The sequence below is a fragment of the Brotaphodocola sp. genome (assembly GCF_983179755.1).
The window spans coordinates 51928-71827 of record NZ_CFAHBC010000008.1 but is presented as its reverse complement, the minus strand read 5'-3'; the positions used below and the strand labels follow the sequence as shown (position 1 = coordinate 71827).

At 47.8% G+C, this 19900-nt stretch carries 8 protein-coding genes; 3 read left to right on the top strand and 5 right to left on the bottom strand.

Features of this window, described 5'->3' with window-relative positions; translation table 11 throughout:
• Positions 1-148 precede the first annotated feature (148 nt).
• Both AC4EVX_RS05145 and AC4EVX_RS05140 read right to left on the bottom strand, forming a co-directional pair.
• A complete protein-coding gene (locus AC4EVX_RS05145; protein WP_177978280.1) occupies positions 149-1177 on the bottom strand; it encodes a 3-deoxy-7-phosphoheptulonate synthase in 1029 nt (342 codons plus the stop codon).
• A gap of 210 nt (positions 1178-1387) precedes the next feature.
• A complete protein-coding gene (locus AC4EVX_RS05140) occupies positions 1388-2806 on the bottom strand; it encodes an MATE family efflux transporter (protein ID WP_490159713.1) in 1419 nt (472 codons plus the stop codon).
• A gap of 343 nt (positions 2807-3149) precedes the next feature.
• Between AC4EVX_RS05140 and AC4EVX_RS05135 the strand changes: the two genes are divergently transcribed.
• Entirely contained in the window at positions 3150-3569 is a 420-nt protein-coding gene (locus AC4EVX_RS05135) for a C-GCAxxG-C-C family protein (RefSeq protein WP_177978282.1), read from the top strand.
• 79 nt (positions 3570-3648) lie between these two features.
• Here AC4EVX_RS05135 and AC4EVX_RS05130 read toward each other — a convergent pair whose 3' ends face one another.
• From AC4EVX_RS05130 to AC4EVX_RS05120, 3 genes are read right to left on the bottom strand one after another with little or no spacing between them, the layout of a single operon-like run.
• Positions 3649-4173 (bottom strand): Gx transporter family protein, encoded by a 525-nt coding sequence (locus tag AC4EVX_RS05130; protein ID WP_490159712.1) that lies wholly within the window; start codon positions 4171-4173, stop codon positions 3649-3651.
• On the bottom strand, positions 4170-4589 hold the full coding sequence (locus AC4EVX_RS05125; protein ID WP_490159711.1) for a NusG domain II-containing protein: 420 nt from the start codon (positions 4587-4589) through the stop codon (positions 4170-4172). The genes AC4EVX_RS05130 and AC4EVX_RS05125 overlap by 4 nt, the downstream gene beginning before the upstream one ends.
• Entirely contained in the window at positions 4586-5794 is a 1209-nt protein-coding gene (locus AC4EVX_RS05120; RefSeq protein ID WP_490159710.1) for an FAD:protein FMN transferase, read from the bottom strand. Before AC4EVX_RS05120 ends, AC4EVX_RS05125 begins: the two co-directional genes overlap by 4 nt.
• 468 nt (positions 5795-6262) lie before the next feature.
• Between AC4EVX_RS05120 and AC4EVX_RS05115 the strand changes: the two genes are divergently transcribed.
• The gene (locus AC4EVX_RS05115) at positions 6263-12268 is read left to right on the top strand and encodes an FMN-binding protein (RefSeq protein ID WP_490159709.1); all 6006 of its coding nucleotides are present in this window, start codon (positions 6263-6265) and stop codon (positions 12266-12268) included.
• Between the two features lie 362 nt (positions 12269-12630).
• Entirely contained in the window at positions 12631-19392 is a 6762-nt protein-coding gene (locus AC4EVX_RS05110; RefSeq protein WP_490159708.1) for an FMN-binding protein, read from the top strand.
• The last annotated feature ends 508 nt before the right edge of the window (positions 19393-19900 follow it).

Genomic DNA, 19900 nt, shown 5'->3' with positions numbered 1-19900 from the left:
TAAAAATGGTCATGGGAGCGAAAATTTCGTATTTCCCATGACCATTTTTTTAATCTTATTGCGTTGTGAATGGATCAGTCAGAATTACCTGGAGGCTGATCGGTTGAAGCAATTAATAATCGAGTAATCAACTGAATAATTGGACTTATTATACGGTCTCAGCGATCTCGTACAGCAGACGCTCAGAATCATCCCAACCTAAGCACGGGTCGGTGATGGACTTGCCGTAGCAGTGCTCACCAATCTTCTGGTTGCCCGGCTCGATGTAGCTCTCGATCATAACGCCCTTTACGAAGTTTGCCAGATCCTCGGAGTGACGACGGCTGTGCATAACTTCTTTGACGATTCTGATCTGTTCCTTGTACTGCTTGTTGGAGTTGGAGTGGTTGGCATCGACGATGCATGCCGGATTCTGTAAGTTACGCTCCATGTAGAGCTTGTGCAGAAGAATCAGATCCTCATAGTGGTAGTTTGGCAGGCACTGACCATGCTTGTTGACAGCACCGCGCAGGATTGTGTGAGTCCATGGGTTTCCGTCGGTCTTTACTTCCCAGTCGCGCATGATGAACTCGTGACCGTGCTGAGCTGCCTGAACGGAGTTGAGCATAACGGAGAGGTCTCCACTTGTCGGGTTCTTCATTCCTACCGGAACGTGGCAGCCACTGGAAACAAGACGATGCTGCTGGTTCTCAACGGAACGTGCGCCCACTGCGATGTAGGACATGATGTCGTCGAGGTAGGAAACGTTATCCGGGTAGAGCATCTCATCTGCGGTGGAGAATCCGGTCTCTTTCAGGACACGCATGTGAAGGTGACGGATTGCATGAAGACCGTCAGCCATGCTCGGGCGCTTCTCCGGGTCTGGCTGATGAAGCATGCCCTTGTAGCCCTCACCGGTGGTTCTGGGCTTGTTGGTGTAAACGCGCGGAACAATCAGCAGTTTGTCCTTGGTTGCTTCCTGAACTTTCACAAGACGGTTGGTGTAGTCGAGCACAGATTCCTCGTTGTCAGCGGAACACGGTCCGATAATGACAAGAAACTTGTCGCTTTTTCCTGCAATGATATTTTTTACTTCCTCATCGCGCTGTGCCTTGGTGGCAATGCAGGACGCCGGTAACGGGAACTGCTCTTTGATTTCTGCCGGAGTCGGCAGTTTGTTGATGAATTCGAATGCCATAATTTTCTCCTCGTCTTCCGATACATTTTCGCGAAAAGTGTCGCGCTTGTGTTTCATTATAATATGCAGAAAATGAAAATGCAATGAAAAGCGAAAAAAGCCGACAATTTTCGCAAATCTCTCGTTCCTGTATCGAATATACAAAAGCAGGTATTTGATAAACAAGTATCGGATAAATAAATATCTGAAGCAAGCATCTAAAACAAATATCTAGGAAACGTGTGCTCTCTGTTTTTCTCTGCGTCCGAGAGGGCTGAACACCAGATAATAGATCAAAAACAGGATCGTGGTGCACACCCAGGTCAGCGGATAGCTGAACATGATGGTGTACATATTCCGGTGAATCGGGACGATTGCAATGATCCAGAAGACGCGCAGGACGCAGACTCCGAAGGCGCACAGAACCATAGGGATGAAACTGTCGCCGACACCGCGCAGGGCACCGGAGAGGATCTCAATCGCGACGTAAGTCGTATAGAACGGGGAGAGATAGCGCATCATGCGAATTCCGATCTCGATAACCTCCTGATCGGTTGTGAAGAGTGCGTAAGCGTAAATTCCAAGGAAGTACACGAGGGCAGAGATCATGATGGAGGAAATGATTGTCATTCCCATGCAGACGCGCACTCCGCGGTGAATGCGTTCATGTTTGCCTGCACCGTAATTCTGACCGACGAATGTCGTGATTGCGATTCCGAAAGAGTTGATGATCATCCAGAAAATCGAGTCGATCTTTCCGTAGGCAGCCCAGGAGGCGACGGTGTTTGTACCGAGCGAATTGATGCCTGCCTGAATGATGACGTTTGACAGACCGTACATCACGGATTGGAGTCCGGCGGGGAGACCGATGCGGATCATGCGCCTGAGCATCCGCGTGTCAATGCCGATCCGGGTAAGATGGACGCGGTACATATCTGAGCTTCGGCAGAGACACGAGAGGACGAGGAGGGCACTGAGAATCTGGGAGCAGACCGTTGCGATTCCGGCTCCGCGGACTCCAAGTCGGAGAATGACGACAAAGAGCAGGTCAAGCACGATGTTCGTCATACAGCTGACAATCAGGAAATACAGCGGTCGGCGGGAGTCTCCAACTGCGCGCAGAATTGACGATCCCGTGTTGTACAGCAGGTTGGGGATCATGCCGAGAAAATAGATTCTCAGGTATAAAATTGAGAGATCCATGATATCCTCCGGTGTGCTCATTGCACCAAGCATCCGCGGTGCGAGAATAATTCCGATGATCATAATAAAGGCACCGGAGAGCAGGCTGAATGCGACCGAGGTGTGGACGGCGTAACCGACCATCTCAGGGCGTTTTGCACCGTAATATTGGGAGATGATAACTCCACATCCGGCGGAAAGACCGACGAAGAAGCCGACGATCATCTGGGTCAGCATACCGGCAGATCCGCTGACGGCTGACAGAGCTTCTTTTCCGACAAACCGACCGACGATCATCGCGTCAGCTGTGTTGTAGAGTTGTTGAAAAAAGGTTCCCATCAGGATCGGGAAAAAGAAGAGAAGGAGTTGTTCCCAGATCACGCCCTCGGTGATCTGATTGGTTGTTTTTTGTGTCGAGGAGGTGCTGGTGGAGCTTCCGCCAGGTTGTGTTTTTTTCAAGGTTTGCATGTGAGGTCTCCTTTGTTTTAGTTGTTTCAAGTCTCTGTATTGTTGTTTTATGGATGTATTTAAAAATATAATTTTACTTTTTTACTTTGGATTTTGAGGTTATTTTAGGTTTAGTTTATATCATGATTATAGCACAGGAAATGGGGCGGGCGAAAGGGGAACACTGAAATCGTAAAGGGGGCATTACAGCAGAATTTGAAATGGCGTGTAATCGCGGAATAGATGCTTGGAGAAAGATTGACATGACAGAGAACGAAAGTTGCGTTATACTGGAACAAAGAGTTCTATCTTGAAAGAAATTTTTGGATAGGATAAAAACAGATTCAAACAAGGAGACGAGAAAATGAAAACACGGGTTGAAGAAACGATTGGTCGTCATGATAAGGGATATAACTGTGCACAGGCAGTTGCATGTACCTACTGTGATCTGGTAGGAGTCGATGAGGAGACGATGTTCAAGATGACGGAAGCTCTTGGACTTGGAATGGGCGGTATGGAAGGAACCTGCGGCGCAATTACAGGCGCTTGTGTGCTTGCCGGAATGAAGAACAGCACAGGCAATCTTGAGAAGCCGAACAGCAAGGGTGCTTCCTATAAATTGTCCCGTCAGATTGTGGAGGAATTCAAGAATCAGAACGGAGCGACTCAGTGCCGGGAACTCAAGGGTGTGGATACCGGGAAAGTTCTGCGTGCCTGCCCGGATTGTATTCGAGATGCAGCTCGCATTGCGGAGAGTGTGCTGTTTGCAGATCAGGAGAAATAAGACAAAAGAGTGCGCTGTTGTGACAGGGCGCAGATTTTTATAAGTATAAAATAGTAAAAAAGCTGGGAGAAGAAGACGTTTAAAAACGTCCGCCTCGTCCCAGCTTTTTCATATGTGTGAGAAGGTACTGCGCACAGTGACCTGTGAAAAATCCGCTGATAATGCCGGAGACCATCAGAATCGGGAGGTACCAGAGAATCTCCGGGGTTCCGGTGATCGCAATGGCAACACTGATCTGCCCGATGTTGTGGAAAATTGCTCCGATTACGCTCAGAAGCCAGAGCCGTTTTAATGGAAACAGCGGGAAGAGCAGGGCGCAGATTAGAAAGCAGAGAAGACCTCCGCTTAAGCTGTATGGAAGCGTCATGATCTGACCGCTTGCAAAAGCACCGAGTACGACGCGGGTGAGAAGAACCATCAGGGCATCTTTTCGTCCATACAGGTAAAAAACAGAGAGGGTGACGATATTGGCAAGTCCCATTTTCACTCCGGGAACGGAGGTCAGAGGTGGGATGTTTGCCTCGATCACAAAGATGATGAGGGCGACCGTTGTCAGGAGTGCAAGCTGAGTCAGACGGGTCGTTGCCGAACTGCGCCCGCTCATCGTCCGGTCACCGCATCCAGTGCCTGATTGTCATCAGTCCCTTCCGATCTGTCCGAGGACTCTGTGGAGTCTTTGAAACGGATACTCAATTTGTGTGGAAGACAGACGATCGGTTCCGGTCCGTGGGAGCGGATGCCCTGTTTGACACAGATCTGATCGCGACAGTCTGCTTCGATAACTCCGATGCCGTCCGGGGAAATCTGAATCGTGTTCTGCGCCCCGGGTTCGCCGACAGTGAACGTTTCCGTCTCCTTAACCGAAGAGAGGTCAACCGTGCGGATCAGTTCACCCTGATAAACGATTTCCGCAAGGTTCTGGGAGTTGCCTTTCTGGCGCAGAACCATCCATGCGCCGAGGAGTCCGATGCAGAGAACGGCAAGGGCGAGGGTGATCAGGAGGTTTGTCTTTTTTCTCAAGAAATCACCCGAACCTTTCCGCCATTTGTGACTTTACAGCGGTCTGCAAGTCCGGAAGTCACAAGAACCTCGCCGTTTTCTGTCATCATGATCGCTTCAAACTTGTCACGGTGATTCTGCCAGAAAGCGGAGGCATCATCCGGTCCCATGATGAAGAGAGAGGTTGAAAGTGCATCTGCGAGTGTGCCGTCCGGGCTGATGATCGTCACGGAAGTCAGTCCGCTCTCTGCCGGGTAGCCGGTGCGTGGATCGATGATGTGGTGATAGTGAACTCCATTTTCTTCAAAGTAACGCTGATAAGCGCCGGAGGTGATGACTGCCTCGTCGGAGACTTCCACGACGGCAAACATTGCGTTTAAGTCATTCGGATCCTGAATGCCGACGCGCCAGAGCTTTTCGTCCGGTTTGGTTCCGAGTGTCTGGACATTTCCACCGAGGGAGATGATGCCGGAAGTCACACCGCTGTTTTTGAAGACTTCCATCACGCGCGCGGAGGTGAAGCCCTTTGCGATACCGCCAAGGTCGAGCTTGACATCTTCGGGAAGCGTGACGTGATTGCCGGATAAGGTCACAGTTGAGGCATCGACATGGGAGAGAAGTTCCGCAAGTTCAGAGTCAGACGGAATGCGGTAATTCTTTGTGGTAAATCCCCAGGCTTCCATGACCGGTTCGATCGTGCAGTCAAAAATGCCGTTGGTGTCTTTTCCGTACTCGAGTGCACTTGCGAGAAGACTTCTCGTGTCCTCGGAGAGATCTCCCTCACCATCTCTGTTTACACGGTAAATATCGCCGGTCTCGCTCGAGATCGAGAACAGCTTATCGAGGCGCTGAATCTCAGCACTTGCAGAGTCGAGTGCCTCGCGGGCGTGAGAGCCGTAGGCAGTCAGGGACATTACCGTATCCATTGCGTAGAGTTCACTGCTCTCGCTCTCATTTGCCTTTGGATCAGGAGTTTCATTATTGCTGTTTTCTGAAACAGACTGGTCGGATTCCTGAGAATTTTGAGAATCTGATGAAGCGTTTTCTGTGACAGTCTGATTTTCTGCCTGGCTGGAATCAGCAGATTCAGAGGCGGATACGGTGGATTCAGAAGCAGAGACAGCAGAAGTGTCTGCGGTCTGATTTTTGGAATCTCCTGCACATCCGGATGAGAGAAGGGCAGTGCAGAGTAAGGTTGTAGTAAGTGTTTTTCTTATGATTTTCACAAAATTAATCCTCGGTTTCTTTCGCGTATCACTCAAAGTGGATGTCGCCCTCTTCTATAAGTGGGGGATTGCAAACTTTTTCAGAAGGTGAATATCCGCTTTTGAGTCATACGATTTGTAATCATACGGTTCATATTAACATCGGCTAACTGGCTTGTCAAGCGCGAGAAATCAGTCAAAATCAGTAAAAAAAGAGAGAAAAATGATAAAGAAAGCCATGAAAAAAATTAATGAGAAAAATAGACGAATAGGCATGATTGGTATTCGTTGACAGAAGAGTTTGCTATTGCTAACATGGGAGATACAAATGCAGTTAGATACAACTAACTACTTAGTGGCTATTTTAAGCTATTTTAATAGTTATCTGACTGCATCACGACGCAGGGATAAGCAATTGAGAACCGTGACTGGGAATGGGATTTGGACACGTTTCAAACTGTGGATGGACAATAGACAAAGGAGGGCGACATGAAAAAAGCACTGAAAAAGCAGGCGGTATTTATGATGCTTTCGACGGCGGTTGCAGTACAGACCGGATTTCCGGGATATGCACAGACGGCTGTCACAGGAAACTGGGCAAACGAAGATGGTGGATGGAGGTTTTACAATTCCGATCATCAGGCATATACGGGTTGGGTAAAGACCGAGAGCGGATGGTATTATCTGAATCCGGCGGATGGAAAAATGGTGACCGGATGGCAGAAGATTGATGGTTTTTGGTACTATTTTGAGACTGCACAGGAAGGCATTGAGGGACGGATGCATACCGGATGGTACAAGTCCGCAGAAAATACCTGGTATTTCTTTGAGAATGGCGCAAGAACGGCAACGGAGGGTCATATGGTGACCGGATGGCAGTGGATTGATGGATACTGCTACTATTTCTCCGCAGAATCTTCCGATCAGCCGGGCGTTCAGGGATCAATGTATGCAGGACGGCGCACGCCGGATGATTATCCGACAAATGCAGATGGTCAGTGGACGCAGGAAGATCAGGCAGTTTATCGTCCGGGTCTCGGATTCGGCACAAAGACGAGTTCTTCCTCTGGAAGCAGCGCCAATCCGAGTCATTCAGGCGGTGGAAGCAGTTCCGGTGGAAGTTCCAGTGGTGGCAGTAGTTCAGGTGGAAGCTCCAACGGTGGCTCAAATAGTGGTTCTGACAACAATGGCTCGAATAATGGCAATAATGGTTCTAATTCCGGCGACAATGGATCAAATGAGAATCCAAGCACTCCGGACAAACCGAGCACGCCAGATACTCCGGACAAACCGGATCAGCCAGACAAACCAGATACTCCAGATCAGCCGGATACCCCGGATCAGGAGGAGTACCAGTACCTGCTGATGAATATTCCGTATGAGGCATTCTACGAGGCGGAGATCGAGGAAAATGAGATGCCGGTCGATAGTGTTTCCTCTGCGACGAAGACAAAGACGAGAACAGGAAGCCTTGTAGGTGGTTCTTACCATGTAAACAGCGATGGAACAGACATCAGCGGTGTGATCTTCCCGGTTAAGGTTGCAAAGAATGCAGATCTGAGCAAATTTAAGCAGATCACGGATAGCGATTCTGTGAGCATCACGGTAACGAACCGCGGACAGACAAACACGACGGAGTACAAGGGCAAGGATGCATTGTTTGAGAACTCAGATTACTCCTACTATGTTCTTTCTGAGACTCCGGATTATTACAAAGAGCTGACGATTGACGAGAATGGAAGTCTTTCGTTCGGCGAGGTTCAGGGCGAGAAGAAGAGCGTTTCAAGTGGTGTGAGTGCAACCCTTTCTACCGAGAGCAACTACGGTGACTATCAGCTGAGCTTTACCGGACTTCCGTCCGCAATCAACAATGACACGACCGTTTACGGTGTCGTTCTTCACACCGATAAGGGGGAGGACTACGGTCTGCGTCATCTTGAGAACATTTGGCTGAGAACAAACCTTGCATGGTCCGCAGGTGTTGTGACGACGACACATGGAAATACGCTTGCACCGGAGCATTACAAGTCGATGATGGGTAAGACAATCACCGGACTGACCTACTACACAAGCAATGGAATTTTGGAGATCACACTTGACGATGAGCTCTATGTACCGTTCAAGTTTGCTCATGCGGAGTTTGGCGTTGCAGGTGCGACCGTTGACGCTGGAAAGACGGCGATCACCGGACTTGACGCAATTCCGGAGGACTATGAGGCAGAGTACACGATCACCGATCCGAACGGAAACATCGCAGATGGATTTACGGTTGAAAACGGCGAGCTTGTGTGGAGCGGAAACGCAGTCGCAGGAACTTACAAGCTGACCGCAAAGGACAAGAGTGGCAAATATGCAGACCTGACTGCAAGTTTTGTTCTGACCGAAAGCGAAGTTCCGAAGCCGGAGGGAACGGTCGTTGAGGGATCGGCAACCGTAGAGACGTTCGGATACGAGGCGAAGGTAAAAGTAACCTATGATTCCGAGTCCGGCAAGATCATCAAGGTAGAGGACAATGGAACCGATCCGGGTAATTCGATGAACGAATCGTTCTGGAAGAATGCAATCAACGGAATTCTCTCGAGATTTATCGGAAGAACGAGAGACGAAGTTGGAAGCGTCGATAAGGTTTCCGGTGCAACCCTCTCCTCCAATGCAATCAAGAAAGCCGTTCAGAATGCTCTGCCGGAGCCAGAGAAGCCGGAAGACACGAACATGAGCGTGATGAAGTTCGTTGTGGACGGAGTGGAGCATACCTACTACTATGCAACCTATGTACCGCTTGAGACGCCTACGCTGATTGTAAATGGCGAGGATGTCACGAAGAAGGCAAAGACCATTCGTGCAAATTACAGCGGAAAGGCTTACTACTATGTAGAGGATGACCAGAAGCTGACCGGAACGATTTACGGTCTTGCAGATGTGCCGTATGCAGAGTTCTATGCAGGAGAGAAAACCGGTTATACCGGACCGTGGACTTCCTCCGAGGATATCAGCACAGGCGAGCATATGTACAACACGGTGATGCGTAACGGCGGATACGATGCGATCAGTTCTGCGACAACCGCAAAGTACGGTCTGTATACAGAGGCTTCCTACGGGGAGGAGACAGACAATGGATACAAGATCAACGGTGTTCAGACGAATGTCGGAATCAGTGCAGACCTCTTTGTGAGAGCGAGAATTCTCTCAGAGGTGGGCGTGAGCAGTCAGGGAAATACGTTCAGCATTTTGAACAGCATGACGAACAATGGTCGTGATCTGACCGCCAAGGAGCCGGCTTCTTACAAGACAATGTACTACGATGGAATGCTTTCCAAGATGCAGTACAGCGCAGATGCACCGGAGCTTAACACGGACGGAATCACGGCAACGCTGAAAGATAAGAGCCGTTATGGTCATTATAAGATCGATGTGGAGAACCTGCCGTCTGAGATCAAGGGCGACACAAACGTGCTCGGAGTTCTCGTGAAGACCGGCAACCGGATGGCAGATATTTATGGCCTTGAGCATCTGGAGAATATCTGGAAGAATGCAAATGAACTTGCACTTGCAGTGAAAGATGGGGTGGTATCCCACGGCAACAAGATCAGCTATGAGCGTTATTCTAAGCTGGAAGGTCAGACAATCGAGAGCATTGTTTACCTGCTTAGCGATTATCAGCCTGTGGAGATTCCGGTAAATCTCTACTGCCCGAAACTTCTTGCTGACAATCAGGGTATCGAGGCAGAGAGTGTTTCCTATCAGGCAGATGCCGATATGAGCGTTTCAATCAAGCTGAATCTTCCGTCTGATTATGATCCGCAGATTGACAGCGTGATGATTGGAAGCAAGGAACTCGATGCGAATGCTTATCACTACGCAGACGGTATCCTGACTCTGAAAGAGGGCATGGTGACACCGGGTGCTTATACCATAAGGATTCGCGATGGAGAGGCAGGAAACAAGGGATACCAGAGTGTTCAGGCAGTCTTTGCAGTGAACAGTGCGCTTCAGGCAGAAGACGTGAAGTTCTCGAACAATCGTCTCGTGATTTCTGGAAACAGCGGAGTGACGGTTGATGAGTACCGAAAGGCAATCACGGCAGTCTATGTAGATGGAAAAGAGATGAAGAATGTTCCGGCTGAGCAACTGATTCTTGAGGATGGTTCGATCAACTTTGATCTGGAATACCAGAGAAAAGGCAAGACGATCAAGGTATTTAAGAATGGCGCAGAGGGAACCTACAAACTCAAACTTGAGGCAGACGGTTATCCGGCGATTGAGGCGGAAGTTGGTTCTGGAAGTGTGCTGGAGAATACACTGGCAGATGGTGTCTGGTACGGAACGGCAACGGAGAGTTTCTACTACGAGATGAATGGCCCGGATACAATCAAGGCAGTTATTAAGGATGGCAAGATTGAATCCGTAGAGTCCGTGCTTTATAAGGAGGATAACGTTGACCAGTATCGCAAAGGAATAAAGATTCTTGATTTTGCAGTTGGACTCAGCGATATCAGTGATCTGAAACAGCAGCTGACGAATCGAAGCGGTTCTGGTTACGATGCAGTCAGCGGAGCAACGCAGACGGCAAAGAGCCAGATGAGTGCGCTTGAGAATGCGCTTGAGCGTTCTGCAAAGTATCAGAGGGATGGTATTGAGCAGAACATCAACTACATGGAATTTGAGACGCGCCCGAAGACATGGTCCACTACCACGACTCTGGATCTGAGCGATTCCGTCCTGAAAGTACATCTGAAGAATGGAACTACAAAATATGTGAAATTTGATGAGTTTGAGGAGTATGGAATCACGACGAATCCTACAAATGGAACTGAGATTCCGCAGAATGGACAGACAATCGAGATTAAGTTCCAGAATGAGGACGGTCTGATTACAATTCCGGCATATATTTATGCGAAAGAGAAACTTGTTTATCGCTATCCGACCCGCATGCAGATAACTTACTCCGACCAGAGCACGCAGGATATCAAACTGGATCAGGACGAATTCCGTTACAAGATGAGCGCTGAAAAGACGATCAGGTCGGTAGATCTCTATGATGGCGACGAGAAGATTGTTTCCGGTGTATTTGATTCGGTATCGAGTGAGTGGAGAATGGAACTTGATGCAGTGAATGCAGGTGCAGAGTATACTGGTGGTTGGAAGTACAGCCTGTATAAGCTCGTTGTTCAGATGGTCGCAGACAACTCTGCAATTGTCAGCGCAAGCATTGATGTGGATTCTGCGAAGACCTCCTATATGTTAGGCGAGGAGTTGGATCTGAGCGGAGTGAGTGCCGTTGTCAAGACAGAAAAGGGAAATGAGAAGACTCTGTCTTCCTGGAGTGAACTTCAGAAGAATGGTTTCACTTCCAGTCTGAACAATGGATATGAGTTTACCTCAGATGATATTGGAACAAAGACAATCACGATCTCGATTGTGATCAACGGCGAGACGATCAAAGAGAGCTTTGAGATTGAGGTCGCAGAGAAAGAAGTTGACGCGGATGCACAGATCCCGGCAAAGATTGTTCTGTACAGTGGCGACAGAATGGTAAAAGAGATTGAGGTCGACAGAGATACCTTTGTTGAGAGACAGGGCTATCTGATTCTGAGAAATGAAGTGATTTCTTCGGATTACAAGGATACCTGGAAAGAGTTTACTGCTGAGGTATTTAACAAGAGCGGTGACTTGCTGAACATCAATGTTGTTCCGAGATCAAACAATCTTCGCATTGAACTTCCGGACTACAAGGATTACGAGCCGGAGTATGGTGGTTACATCATGATTGTCTTCTCAGCAACCGGCGATCCGCTTGAGCCGGAGGAGATCAACCAGACACCGGCAAGAGTGGTATTCTCCGTAGATAGAGAGGATCTTGCGGAAGTCACGATTTCCGAGGAAGATCTTAAAAATAGTGGCGGATATGTAAGAAAGAGCGGTGTAGAACTGCCGGAGACTTACAAGGGCAACCTCGATAAGCTCACCGTTACGGTTTACAATGAGGATGATGATATCCTTGAGAGCACGATCGGAAGTGTCCGTGCATTTTACATGCAGATTCAATTCCCGGAGTATACAGAGTATGACTCAGAGGGAGGAGCTCTCACGGTTGTATTCAGCTTTGTGAGTGCGGAAGATGAGAATGCACTTGAAAGCGATGTGATCGATGTGGCTGACGAGGCAACTGATGAAGTTACAGATGAGGCACAGGAGAGCAAGTCTGATAAGTCAGATTCCGAAAAATCAGAGGATGTTGTTGAGACAGACGAAGATGATGAGATCGCTGATACGGATTTGGTAACTGACAAGGTGGCAGATGAGGTTGAGGATGATTCTGAGGAGTCTTCCGACACCGATCAGGATGAAAAGTCTGAGGATTTCGAAAAAGAATCAGAGGATGAAATTGTAGCAGACGATGTGGATGCAGATGAAGAGGTTCAGGACGATAAGGAGAAGGATTTCGAGGAGAAAGTTTCTTCTGAAAATGATACAGAAGATGATTCTGAGATCTAAGTCGTCATAAAAAATTAAATTTAAAAAATTTTAGAGAAACCAGAGATTTCGCGGGTTCACCTGAAAGGGAGCGGACCTACGGAATCTCTGGTTTCTTTTATTTTGCGGAAGTCACTGAAAAACCATCGAAAAAGCCATAAGCCATCGAATTGGAAAATCGGGCTCGCAGAGAATTCTGAAAAAAAGAAAAGTAATGCAAAATACAACAAAAAAACAGATCAATAATGAGAAGAGAAAGACATTGATAAAAATAGTCAACAAGAAACTGTAAAGAAGTTGACAAAGAAGGTTTACTATTGCTAACATAAAAGCCATAAAGGCAGTTAGCATCAACTAACTATTTGTGGCAAAAGGAGGAAAACATGAAAAAAGCACTGAAAAAGCAGGCAGCATTTGTCATGCTTTCGGCAGCGGTTGCAGTTCAGACCGGATTTCCGGGATATGCAGCGACCTCTGTTACAGGAAGCTGGGCAAATGAAGATGGCGGATGGAAGTTCTATAATTCCGATCATCAGGCTTATACCGGTTGGGTAAAGACTGAGAACGGATGGTATTATCTGAATCCGACGGACGGAAAGATGGTGACTGGATGGCAGAAGATCGATGGCTTCTGGTACTATTTTGAGACCGCACAGGAAGGCATTGAGGGACGGATGCATACCGGATGGTATAAAACCGCAGAAAATACCTGGTATTTCTTTGAGAATGGTTCTGGAAGCGCTACCGAGGGTCATATGGTGACCGGATGGCAGTGGATTGATGGATATTGCTATTATTTTTCCGCTCAGCCGGGTATTCAGGGTGCTATGTACGCAGGACGACGCACACCGGATGATTATCTGACAAATGCGGATGGTCAGTGGACGCAGGATGGTCAGGCAGTTTATCGTCCGGGTCTCGGATTCAGCACGAAAACGAGTTCTTCCTCTGGCAGTAGCTCAAGTGGAAGTTCCAGTTCGGGAAGCCATTCTGGTGGTGGAAGTTCCAACAGTGGCAATAACGGATCAAATAAGAATCCGAGTACCCCGGACACTCCGGATACCCCGGACAAGCCGGACACTCCAGATAAACCAGACACTCCGGATACTCCGGAGCAGGAGGAATACCAATATCTGCTGATGAATATTCCGTATGCAGAGTTCTATAAGGCAGAGATCGAGGGTAATGATGAGGAAGTCGATGCCGTTACCTCGGCAACAAAGGCAAAACCGAGAACAGGAACTCTTGTTGCAGGTTCTTACCATGTGAACAGCGATGGAACTGACATCAGTGGTATGATCTATCCGGTTAAGATCAAGAAGGATGTGGATCTGAGCAAGTTTAAGCAGATCACAGACAGTGACTCTCTGACAATCACGGTAACGAACCGTGGTCAGGAAGTGACGACAACTTACGAAGGCAAGGACGCTCTGTTTGAGAGTGCAGACTACTCTTACTATGTTCTTTCAGAGATCCCGTCTTACTACAAGGAAGTATCTGTTGACGCGGATGGCAACTTAAGTTTTGGAAAGACGGAAGGAACTGAGAAAGAGATCAGTGGTGTATCCGCAACACTTTCCACAACGAGCAACTACGGCGACTATCAGCTGAGCTTTGATGGAATGCCGGATGTGAGTGCAGATACCATCTACGGTGTTGTTCTTCACACTGAGGAAGGCGAGGACTATGGTCTGCGTCATCTTGAGAATATCTGGCTGAGAACCCAGCTTGCATGGTCAGTTGGATTTACAACTGCATCTCATGGAAACCTGTTGAAGTTTGAGCATTATCAGTCGATGATGGGCAAGAAGCTGACTGGAATGACTTACTACACAAGTGCAGGAATTCTAGAGATTCCGTTTGCAGAAAATGTGTATGTTCCGGTGAAACTGGCATCTGGTCTGAGGATTGAGAACGGCGCAGTTGATGCAGGTGAAACTGGAATTACCGTTAGTGGAGCAGAACTCCCGGCTGATTTTGATGTTGAGTATGTAGTAAAGAATTCCCTCGGCGAGAGCGCCCCTGTTCAGTATGATGCCGAGAGCGGAAAGCTGACGTGGGAAGGAAAACTGAGTGCAGGAAGCTACACGCTGACTGTGACCGACAAGTCCGGTAAGTATGCACCGTTAACCGGAAGTTTTGTTCTTGAGACCGAGGCAGTTCCGGCGGTATTTACGCTGACTGAGGATGGCTGGAAGCTCACAAAGGCTGACGATGTTTCTGATGAGGAGTTCCGTGCTTACCTGTCCGCAATCACGAGTGTAAAAGTTGGTGAGAAGAGTTACTCAGCAAGTGGACGTGGATCTGTGAAGATCATTGACACGATGACCGGAGAGATTGATTTCACTGCAAAATCAAACAATGAGACAATCTTTACCACCGGAGAGACGTATGAGCTTGAGATCACAGCAACCGGATACAAGAAGAATGTAGTCGGAACCGTAACTGCTGAGGAGAAGAAGCCGACAACAACCGCAAAAGAGGGCGAGGCAACTGTTGAGTCAGAAAGTGGCAAGCCGGTAGCAGGAACGTATCAGGCAAAGGTTCTCGTAACAACCGATGCAGATGGCAAGATCGTTTCGATCAAGGATAACGGAACAGAGCCGGGAGCGAACAGCACGTTCTGGAACAATGCGACAGAGATCTTTAAGAGGTTTGCAGGAAAGACTGTCGATGAGGTTGATGGTGTCGAGGCGATCAGCGGAGCAACCGTTTCCTCAAATGCAATCAAGCAGGCAGTCAAGAATGCACTTCAGAAGAGCGATGCCACCGAGGAGTACCAGTACCTGCTGATGAACATCCCATATGAGGAGTTCTATGAGGCAGAGATCGAGGGCAATGAGATGCCGGTAGATGGCGTTTCCTCTGCAACCAAAACAAAGACGAGAAGCGGAAGCCTTGTAGGTGGTTCCTATCATGTGAACAGCGACGGAACCGACATCAGCGGTGTAATCTTCCCGGTTAAGGTTGCAAAGGATGCAGATTTAAGCAAGTTTAAGCAGATCACAGACAGCGATTCTCTGACGATCACCGTGACGAACCGTGGTAAGGAAGTAACAACCACATACGAGGGCAAGGAAGCACTGTTTGAGAGTGCAGACTATTCTTACTACATTCTCTCTCAGACTCCGGATTATTACAAGGAGCTGACGATTGACGAGAATGGAACGCTTTCCTTCGGCGAGGTTCAGGGCGAGAAAGAAAATATCGCGAGCGGTGTAAGTGCAACCCTTTCTACGGAGACTAATTACGGCGATTATCAGCTGAGCTTTACCGGACTTCCGTCTGCAATCAACAATGATACAACCGTTTACGGTGTTGTTCTTCATACTGATAAGGGCGAGGACTATGGTCTGCGCCACCTTGAGAATATCTGGCTGAGAACAAACCTTGCATGGTCCGCAGGTATTGTGACAACGACTCATGGAAATACGCTGAAATCTGCGCATTACGAGTCGATGATGGGCAAGGCAATCACCGGAGTGACCTACTACACAAGCAATGGTGTACTGGAAATCACGCTTGACGATGAGGTCTATGTACCGTTCAAGTTTGCTCATGCAGAGTTTGATGTTGCTGGTGCAACCGTTGAGTCTGGAAAGGCAGAGATTAGCGGACTTGATGCGGTTCCGGATGATTATGAGGCAGAGTACACGATCACCGATCCGAATGGAAATACCGCAGATGGATTTACGGTTGAGAACGGTCAGGTTGTGTGGAGTGGAAAGGCAATTGCCGGAACTTACACGCTGACCGCAAAGGATAAGAAAGACAAGTACGCAGAACTGACTGCAAGTTTTGTTCTGACGACCGAGAGCATTCCGGCAACCGCGACTGCAAATGCAGATGGTGTATGGTCTCTGACAGTAGCAGAAGATGCAACCGCAGACGAACTCAAATCTTACCTGTCCTCGATTGTTTCTGTAACGGTAAACGGAACGAAGTATCAGGCAAGTGGACGAGGCGCTGTGAGCATCATCGACCCGAACACCGGTCTGATCAAGACGGATGCAAAGAGTGGCGATGAGGCAATCTTCGTCACGGGTGAGAAGTATGAGATCGAGGTAGAGGCAACCGGATACGAGAAGAACCTGACATTCGAGATGATTGCAGGCGAGGCTCCGGCACCGGAAGGCACAGTTGTAGAAGGCTCTGCAATGGTAGATGTCTTTAATTATGAGGCAAAAGTAAAAGTAACCTATAATGCAGAGAACGGTGTTATTGAGAAGGTAGAGGATAATGGAACAGAGCCAGGAAGCAATAAGAGCTTCTGGCAGACTGCATTGGATAAAGTTCTGTCTCGTTTCATTGGAAAGACGAAAGACACTGTGGATGAGGTAGATGCGAAGTCTGGAGCAACTTATTCGGCAAATGCAATCAAGAAGGCAGTTAAGAATGCACTTCCGGATAATGGAGTTGAGAAGCCGGATGCACCGAAGCTGACGACTGCTGATTTCCGCACGAAATTCCTCTATGCAGGAACAGACAGTGCAGAGCTTGCCGTGGAGGCAGAGGATGACGCCGTTGTGAGGTACACGATCGACGGCAGTGATCCGTCCGCAAATGGAAACAGTGTTCTGACTGCTGTGGATGGTGTGATTACCATCACACCTGAGACAAATGCAGACCAGACAATCACAGTCAAGGCAGTTGCCATCAAGAATGGTGTAGCTTCCGCTGTTACGGAGCAGGAAGTTCAGTTTATTGAGATTCCGGAAACACAGAGTGGTATGAGAGTATACGAGGGAAGCTCGATCGTCAATACCCCGTCTGGCAAGCCGTATACTGCAAAGCTCAAAGTTACTGTTGCTAATGGAAAGATTGTCAAGATTGAGGATAATGGAACAGAGACAACCGATATCCGCGATGAGGCATTCTGGGGTCCGTACATGTTCCCGAAGTATGAGCAGGACATTTCTGCGAAGTTTGCAGGAAAAGATCTTGAAGAACTGGTAAATGCAAAGACGGTTCCGAACAGCACTTCTGATCTGCGTGTCGATGCAGTTACCGGAGCAACCGTATCTTCGGATGCAGTGAAATACGCAGTTATCGATGCAATGCGCTCTGAGCCGATTGATTCGAGCGATGAGACTGTGATGGCACCGACCGTAACCGCAGGATGGAATACTCTCGTAACAAGAAAGAGCTACGGTGTAAACCTCAGAGTTTCTGCTGGTGAGAACACAACTGTTTACTACACGACAGACGGATCTGATCCGACGCTGGAAAATGGAAGCAGATGCTATGGTTCTGTTACTGTTTATACAAATGATAGAGTGAATGGTGATAAGGTTCAGGTGAAGTTTGCTGGTTTTGATGCAGATGGAAACCGCAGTAAGATCGTTTCCGTATGGTGCGCATTTACGGATAATGTTCCGAGTGCAATCTACAAGACCGGAACTTACACCGGAAGCGCCGATGATCTCGAGGCAACCGTAACCGTGACGAATGGATATGGAGACAGACCGATCATTTCCCTGGTTAGTCTTGACGAGGAATCTCAGAAAGACTGTGAGGACTTCCTGTCAGAACTGCTTGCAGAAGTCTTCTATGAGCAGAGCACGAAGATCGATCTCCTTGATGAGTACGATGCAGAGAAACAGCAGAAGGTTCTCGATGCAATCGATGTTGCGCTGGAAAAAGCTCTGAGTGCAGAAGTAAGCGTTTCCCTGAATCCGGAAAAGAAGATTTATGGAACACGTTACGGTAAGTATGAGTTTGACGAGGCACCTGAGGTAACACTGAGTTGTGCGGTGAAGGGCACTGAGATTTACTATCATGAAACGGATTCCTCTGCAACAGAGACTCCGGATGCAGATACTTGGACGCTGTATGACGGAGCATTCACTCCGACATTCACAAATGAGCAGGGCGGTACGCTTTATATTAATGTGGCATCGACGAAGGATGGAGAGAACTGGCTTGATACAAGACAGATTTCAATCACCTACAAGGAGAAGCCGGATGAGAATACCGTTATGATCGGTGATACCGGTTACACCAGCCTTGAGAAAGCATTTGCAGAGGTTGAGGATGGTGACACGATTGTTCTGAATAAGGATATTAACCTTGAAGACAGTGTGGAGATGCCGAAGGCAAGCTTCACAATCACTTCCGCAGAGGGCGAGTGCTACAAGCTCGAATCCAAGTATGCACTTGAGCTGAACGGTGATCTGGAAATCTCCAACCTTGACTGGGATGCAGAGGCATATCTCAACGGTCATAACTTTACTGCTGGTGAGGGTCTTGCAGAAAGCGAGTGGAGTTACACAACGCTCTACGCTAGCTCGAAGACAGGCAGTGTTGAGAGAAATCCGGAGATCAATATCCAGTCTGGGCAGTTTGAGATTTACGGAGTTGCAAGAAATGCAGAGCTGATCGGTGATTTGACTGTTTCTGTAAGCGGAGCATCTAAGATCAAGTTCATCGGTGCACAGTACAGCGGTAAGCTCGATGGAGACATCTCTGTGACGGTCAACGGTGATGAGGGCGCAATGCTTTACTCCTTCGTCGGAAGACAGAGCAGTGGAGAGGTAACTGGCGATTTGAATCTGAAACTGGAAGGTGCAGTTGAGCTTAACAGTGGATGGTTAGCAACCTACCAGACTGTTCAGTATAACGATGATGCAAGCTGGGGAACTCTTGATCTGTCAGAGGCAGATCTCACTGAGGATGAGGTAAAACTCTTCAAGGGATTTGAGAATGTAATCAAAGCTAATGAGGATGAGATTACTGAGGAAGTTCCGGCAACCGAGGTAGCTGAGAAGAAGACTGAGATCGAGACGGATCAGATAGAAGAAATCACAGAGGACGGCGAGACCGCAAAGGATGAAACCACAGAGGAGGATTCCAAGAAGGATGAGACGGCTTCTGATGAAGATGAAATCACCGGTGACGACGAGATCATTGATTCTGATGAGACAACGGATGAGATCACAGATGATGCCGAGGATGAGAAGTCCGAGGACGATTCCAAGGACAGCGGTTCTGAGAATGCTGAGTCTGAAGAAAAATCTGATGAGGATTCCGAAGCTGACGCAGATGAGGTAGAAGAAGATACAGAGGACGCAGAGATCGAGGGTGAGAGCGATGTCGAAGAGACAGTCGAAGAATCCGAGCTGATCGAGGAGGACTCTGAGAACTAAAGAATTGGTAGCGTAAGTAGCAAAGAAGAATTTTTAAAGAGACCAGAGGTTTCGCAGATTCTCCCCGAAAGGGAGAGCGTTTGTGGCATCTCTGGTCTTTTGTTTTAATGTGCTTTGGCACGAGATTGTGGAAAATTTGTGGATAAATAGGGTGAATAAACATGCATATATCAGTGAATATCATGCAATATTTTTTGTGGATAATGTGGATAACCCAAATTTCCACCCTCAAATAACTTTAAAATCACCTTCAAACAGTCCTCATAAAAATCATATTAATAACCTGTTTATAACCTGCTTAACATGCAGGTTTTTTATATTAAAAAGATAATAAAACCAGCTTTTTTTAACCAGGTTTTTCTATTAAAACAACACTTGTTGATTTAAAGCAAGTAGAGTATAATAAAAAGGCTCAAAAATGGCGATATTATCCATACAAGTGTTGAGATAAAGAAATAAACCAACATCTGTATGGATATTAAAAGAGAATAACACAACATATGTTGCG

Coding starts and splice junctions, on each gene's coding strand:
- AC4EVX_RS05145 (WP_177978280.1), bottom strand. CDS start 1,177: ATGGCATTCGAATTCATCAACAAACTGCCGACTCCGGCAGAAATCAAA.
- AC4EVX_RS05140 (WP_490159713.1), bottom strand. CDS start 2,806: ATGCAAACCTTGAAAAAAACACAACCTGGCGGAAGCTCCACCAGCACC.
- AC4EVX_RS05135 (WP_177978282.1), top strand. CDS start 3,150: ATGAAAACACGGGTTGAAGAAACGATTGGTCGTCATGATAAGGGATAT.
- AC4EVX_RS05130 (WP_490159712.1), bottom strand. CDS start 4,173: ATGAGCGGGCGCAGTTCGGCAACGACCCGTCTGACTCAGCTTGCACTC.
- AC4EVX_RS05115 (WP_490159709.1), top strand. CDS start 6,263: ATGAAAAAAGCACTGAAAAAGCAGGCGGTATTTATGATGCTTTCGACG.
- AC4EVX_RS05110 (WP_490159708.1), top strand. CDS start 12,631: ATGAAAAAAGCACTGAAAAAGCAGGCAGCATTTGTCATGCTTTCGGCA.